General features: G+C 44.8%; 3 protein-coding genes. 1 reads left to right on the plus strand and 2 read right to left on the minus strand.

Annotated elements, in window-relative coordinates:
* Positions 1-102: 102 nt before the first annotated feature.
* Positions 103-2,361, minus strand: a complete 2,259-nt coding sequence (locus tag VC188_RS11670; RefSeq protein ID WP_323484074.1) for a hypothetical protein — start codon at positions 2,359-2,361, stop codon at positions 103-105.
* A gap of 129 nt (positions 2,362-2,490) precedes the next feature.
* On the opposite strand from VC188_RS11670, the gene VC188_RS11675 reads away from it, so the two are divergent.
* Positions 2,491-3,189 (plus strand): TetR/AcrR family transcriptional regulator, encoded by a 699-nt coding sequence (locus VC188_RS11675; protein ID WP_323484075.1) that lies wholly within the window; start codon positions 2,491-2,493, stop codon positions 3,187-3,189.
* 520 nt (positions 3,190-3,709) lie between these two features.
* Here the strand turns inward: VC188_RS11675 and VC188_RS11680 are convergent.
* Complete coding sequence (locus tag VC188_RS11680) at positions 3,710-4,477, minus strand: hypothetical protein (protein WP_323484076.1); 768 nt, start codon at positions 4,475-4,477, stop codon at positions 3,710-3,712.
* Positions 4,478-4,825: the final 348 nt, after the last annotated feature.

Genomic DNA, 4,825 nt, shown 5'->3' on the forward strand with positions numbered 1-4,825 from the left:
AGAGATGGACGATGCCGATTCGGAACTGGAGAGCAGCGCTCAATCGATTTGATATAGAATTTGGTGAACGCATCAGCGCTCACCAATAGCCCCGCGGTGAACTTACACAGAAATATTTACAGGGTCTAATGGTGCTGTAACACTTGAAGATACTCCTTCTGTATAGCCGCCCATATTGTTCTGGGTATAACGCACTCCTACATAAGGTGAGACGATGACATTGTCCAAGATGCCAAAGCCGTACTTAGCGGTTGCTTGAACACCTTGGCTATTTAAAGTGGATGAACCTGTACCTGCTTCAGAAGCTCCTGTACCAGAGCCAACAACAGAGCGAGTAATCGTCGTGTTCTTTTGGCCATAGGCTGCGGAGACTTTAACTTCTGTCCCAGTACCATCTAAGCGTTCATTCCAAGCCGCAAACAAGCCGAGCAAAGGAGTGTTGTTACCCAAGTTCACAGTACCACCTGGATTACTGACTGATAAGTTCTGGTCAGCATAAGCACCAATGCGGTAGTTTGGATGGGGGCGATAAGCTGCTATGAGTAATGCACTGGTGTTGTTAAGGCCATTAGCTGCTTGCACTTGAGTATTGCGACCACCAGCAGAAACGCACACATCATTAGCACCAAAGACCGTACAGTCATAACTGAAGCTATTGGCAAGCACTGAGTTCTGCAAGGTGTAGGTACCTTGTAATGCACTAGCAGTATTAGCTAAAGATTGGTTGGTGTTGGCGACTGAGGGGCCGATTGGCACTACAACTGGTTCAACATAGGTTGGGAATAATAGGTCCCATACAGTTAAGCTGCCGGACTCTAAAGTAAGCGAGTAGGCATAAGACTTACCACCGCTTGAATATGTTCCGCTTAATGTTGATGTGTTTAATAAACCAGCTGTAACACCAGAAATCACTGCTGTGTACTTTGTAGACTTTACTGAACCGCTGTAAATGCCGAAAGTAGTTGTACCGCCGGCTCCGTCCCAACTTGTTGCAGAGGTTACAGCCAACTTACCATAAGAATTGGCATTAGAGCCAAGAATAATGTTGTAGTTTGTAGGTAAGCGCCCCCCATAAGTAAGGGCTCCATTAGTATTACCAGCACCCTGTGCGTTATTAAGGGTAGTAATCGTACCAGTGTTATTAATAATGCCATAAAAAGAACCAGCAATGATGGTTCCAATGTTTGTAATCGTTGTTATTGACCCAGCATTGAAGATTCCCAACGAACCACCACTAATAATTCCGGTGCTGTTATTGACAATAGATCCGATTTGACCATTAGTATCGTTATAAATACCGTTGTAGCCATTGAGGGAGCCTGAATTGGTGATTGCAGTAATAGAACCATTGTTACTGATTGACTGATTGGAGCCAGTAATGGAACCTGTACTGGAATTATTTATTGAAAGAATCAACCCATTTGTACTGTTATAAATACCGTTATAGTAACCGACAATTATATTTAAATTTATTAAATTCCCTATTTGACCGAAATTTGTAATTGCACCAGTATCGGGACTTCCACCATTAATTGAACCAGAACTAGTATTAGTGATTGATGAGGTACCGCTCGATACATAAACACCTGAAGCTAATGTGCCAGCGGAGCCATTAATAGTTCCTGCACCGCCAGTACCAGGGAAACCACCCGTAATAGTTCCAGAATTTATAAGCGAGCTATCATTCGTTAAAAATACGCCCACTCCTCCATCTCCACCATTGCCACCGCCGCCGTTACCTCCACTAGAGTAACCACCAACACCGCCAGCACCACCAGTAATCGTCCCACTATTAGTGACGCTGGTACTGTATGCAATTAAACCGAAACCCCCTGCACCGCCGCCACCGCCGCCGCCAGCTCCATTGTCGGCGTATCCACCCCCACCACCGTTACCACCTTGAAGGCTGGCATTATTTATAGTGGTTGCTGAATTTGAATACAAACCTGCACCGCCTCCGCCTCCGCCAGAGCCGCCTACATTAGCACAAGCACTTTCGCAGTTGTTGCCATTACCACCAGCACCACCATTGGCAGCTCCACCAGCTCCGGGAACAACTAAGTTTAACGGTCCGGCGTAACCACCAGGACCACCAGTAATACCTGCACCACCACCACCGCCGCCACCGCTATTACCGCTATTTCCCCCGCTACCACCTGTACCACCAATTGAATCTGCGCCGCCACCACCACCGCCATCTGAACCGTTACCTAAACCACCTGCACCACCAGATAAAGTTTGTGCAAAACTATTGCTAGCAAACGAGATTGAAATTACAGCGATAAGACTGAAGAATAGATGAGCCCCTCTCCTTGCTGAGATACACAACTTATTAGATTTTTTAGATGTAATAGATGACAAGGATTTCACGCGTACCGAAGGTTGATGGATTTGGGCATTAGCCCAAGGGTTAACGAACTTTATAATTAATATAGAATTATTTAAAGCAATTAATTTGAATCAAGCGGTCGGTTTTGAGAGAAAGTGACTATGGCAGGCAAGCAAAAACCCCCTAAACCCCTGAATAAATCGAACTCTCCAGTTTCTAAAACAGGTCAAGGCAGCACCCTTAAAAAGCGTCTTTTAAAGGCCAAAGAAGAAGACCTTATCAAAGGCAGAGAAAAGATTTTGATGGCAGCTAGGACCTGCTTTGCCCGACAAGGCTTTGCTGGCACGTCCATGAGAGATATTCAATTGGCCGCAGACTGTTCTCGTGGAAACTTGTATCACCACTTCAAAGCCAAAGAAGAAATAGTCCAAATTATTACTGCGCAGAACTTGGGTCGGTTCTGTGATCGGATCGAGGCCATTCTCAAAGAATCTGATGAACGCGATTTGACTCTGTTGGAGATCATTGAAGAGTTAGCCAGTTTTGCCGAGGAGATTACCAAAGGTCCCGGCAAGGGAATTGCGTTTCATGTATGGTCACTGTCCATGGTTGAGCCTGAAGTACGTAAAACTATGCTGATTTGCTTTGAGCGGATTCGTAACGGCTTAGAGCAAAAAATTATTCTCTTGATGAAAAAAGGCAAGCTAAAAAAAGATAAAAACACTGAGCAATTATCGGTAGCGCTATTTGGATTAGTCATACCAGGCTTTACTGTACAAAGCGTATTCATGGATGAAAAGGCGATTAACTCTACTCAATATGCCAAGTCACTAAATTTGTTATTTAAGAGTAGCTCATAAAGTTATCGACAGTCCGCTATTGGCCGTTCTCTGCCTCCCAGCCATGACCAACTAGCAAGTTTTGAATGTCCGCAAGGTATCCCATAAGAGCCTACTATCTGTGGCGTAAACGGACACCTCCGAGTCGGGTCAAACCGACACTCAATCATCAGGGTCAAAATTTCGTCTGAGTTGCTCTTAGTCCACCTGGATCAGCCTACGCCCTTTCAAGGTCACCCTTACGTAAGGCCAAGCTCAGCAATGATTGAGCCAATAGAACACAATCCTCCAGCCTAGTTTTATATACACCGATATGAAATTTTGGCCTGCCCAGCACGATTCGAACGTGCGACCTACACCTTAGAAGCTGTAAAAATGAGGCTAAACAACACTAAAAACAATGATATAAGCCTAGCTAAAAAAGGTGTTCAGTAGGCACCGAGATCTGTGGGGTTGAGTGGAATTGGGTGGATGTCGCGCGGTATCCACAGGCGGTTGGATGGTCAGACGTCTAATTTGTCGGGTAAACCTATAAAGCACATTACCGGATTACTCCAATACGACTGCGAGAGTCTCGAGTATCAATGATGGTAATAAAACCAGTTACGGGATCAATAGTCTCACTATAGATACCCTTAATAAGATTTATGTTTGCTAGCTTTGTTAAGTCGTATGCAGATTGCTGAACTAACGCTTGTTGCTGAGCCTGTAACTCCTGCTGCTTGAGTTTGATACAACTAGGTGCAGCGGCTGAATACTTGCTGGTACATTTAATAGCAAGTGCATCGTCATGCATGCCAGCCTGATCAAATGATCTTGCAGCTTCAAATGTCATGCATTCTGTTGCTTCCCATGAGGACCCAGCACTAAAACCAAATAAAACAGCAGAGCCGCTGATAGACGATGACCCCATGCAAGGAGCAGTTGGAAAATTGGATGGAGCCACTGCTGTAGCTACTGGAATTTTGGGAGCTGTATAGTTTGATGTGATCGTGGTATTGCCTGATGAGTTACCGCTAGAGGTAGATGCTCCCGTTGTTTGACTGCCAACGCTAGAGGTAGATGCCCCTGTCGAGTTGCTATTGCTGATAGCACCGACTGTAGAGTTGGATTGACCCGTAGTGAGGCTGCCGACTGTGGCTGTTGAAGCGCCAGTTGATAGACTTCCAACACTAGATACCGAGTTACTAATTGGAGATGAGGTAACTGCACCACCCGTAGTTCCTCCATCAGTACTCACTGAAACTTGAGCTAATGGCTGACTGAATACGAATACCATCAAACTTGCCAATGCAAGTTTTTTAAACATAATTGAAAATTTCTTAAGGGGGAGAGACCTACTCTAATTCGCTAGAGAGGACGACTGTTACGCTGGATGGAAAAAATCAAGTGCTGTAACAGTTATCAGCCTTGGTGTGGGTGAACAGTACTCCATAGAAGCAGCAATAGATAGCAATCATTTAATAAGTTGCTCTAAAGTGCTAATGCACAGCTGAATAGGTCTTTTATATTTGATAGAGTGTCCACTTCTGGCCGAGGCTGTGTAAAAACTCAAAACACTTCCATTAATTTCGATTTAGAGCGTGTACACGGGTTTAGGTTTCTCAATAAAGCGCCCTGAGGGGCTCAAGCATCCTGTTTCGGTAAATATTGGTTT

This window comes from Polynucleobacter sp. MG-28-Ekke-A2, assembly GCF_035012985.1.
Lineage (GTDB): Bacteria > Pseudomonadota > Gammaproteobacteria > Burkholderiales > Burkholderiaceae > Polynucleobacter.

Bases quoted from the DNA above. Each gene is read 5' to 3' on its own strand.
- VC188_RS11675 (WP_323484075.1), top strand. From the start codon at position 2,491: ATGGCAGGCAAGCAAAAACCCCCTAAACCCCTGAATAAATCGAACTCT.
- VC188_RS11680 (WP_323484076.1), bottom strand. From the start codon at position 4,477: ATGTTTAAAAAACTTGCATTGGCAAGTTTGATGGTATTCGTATTCAGT.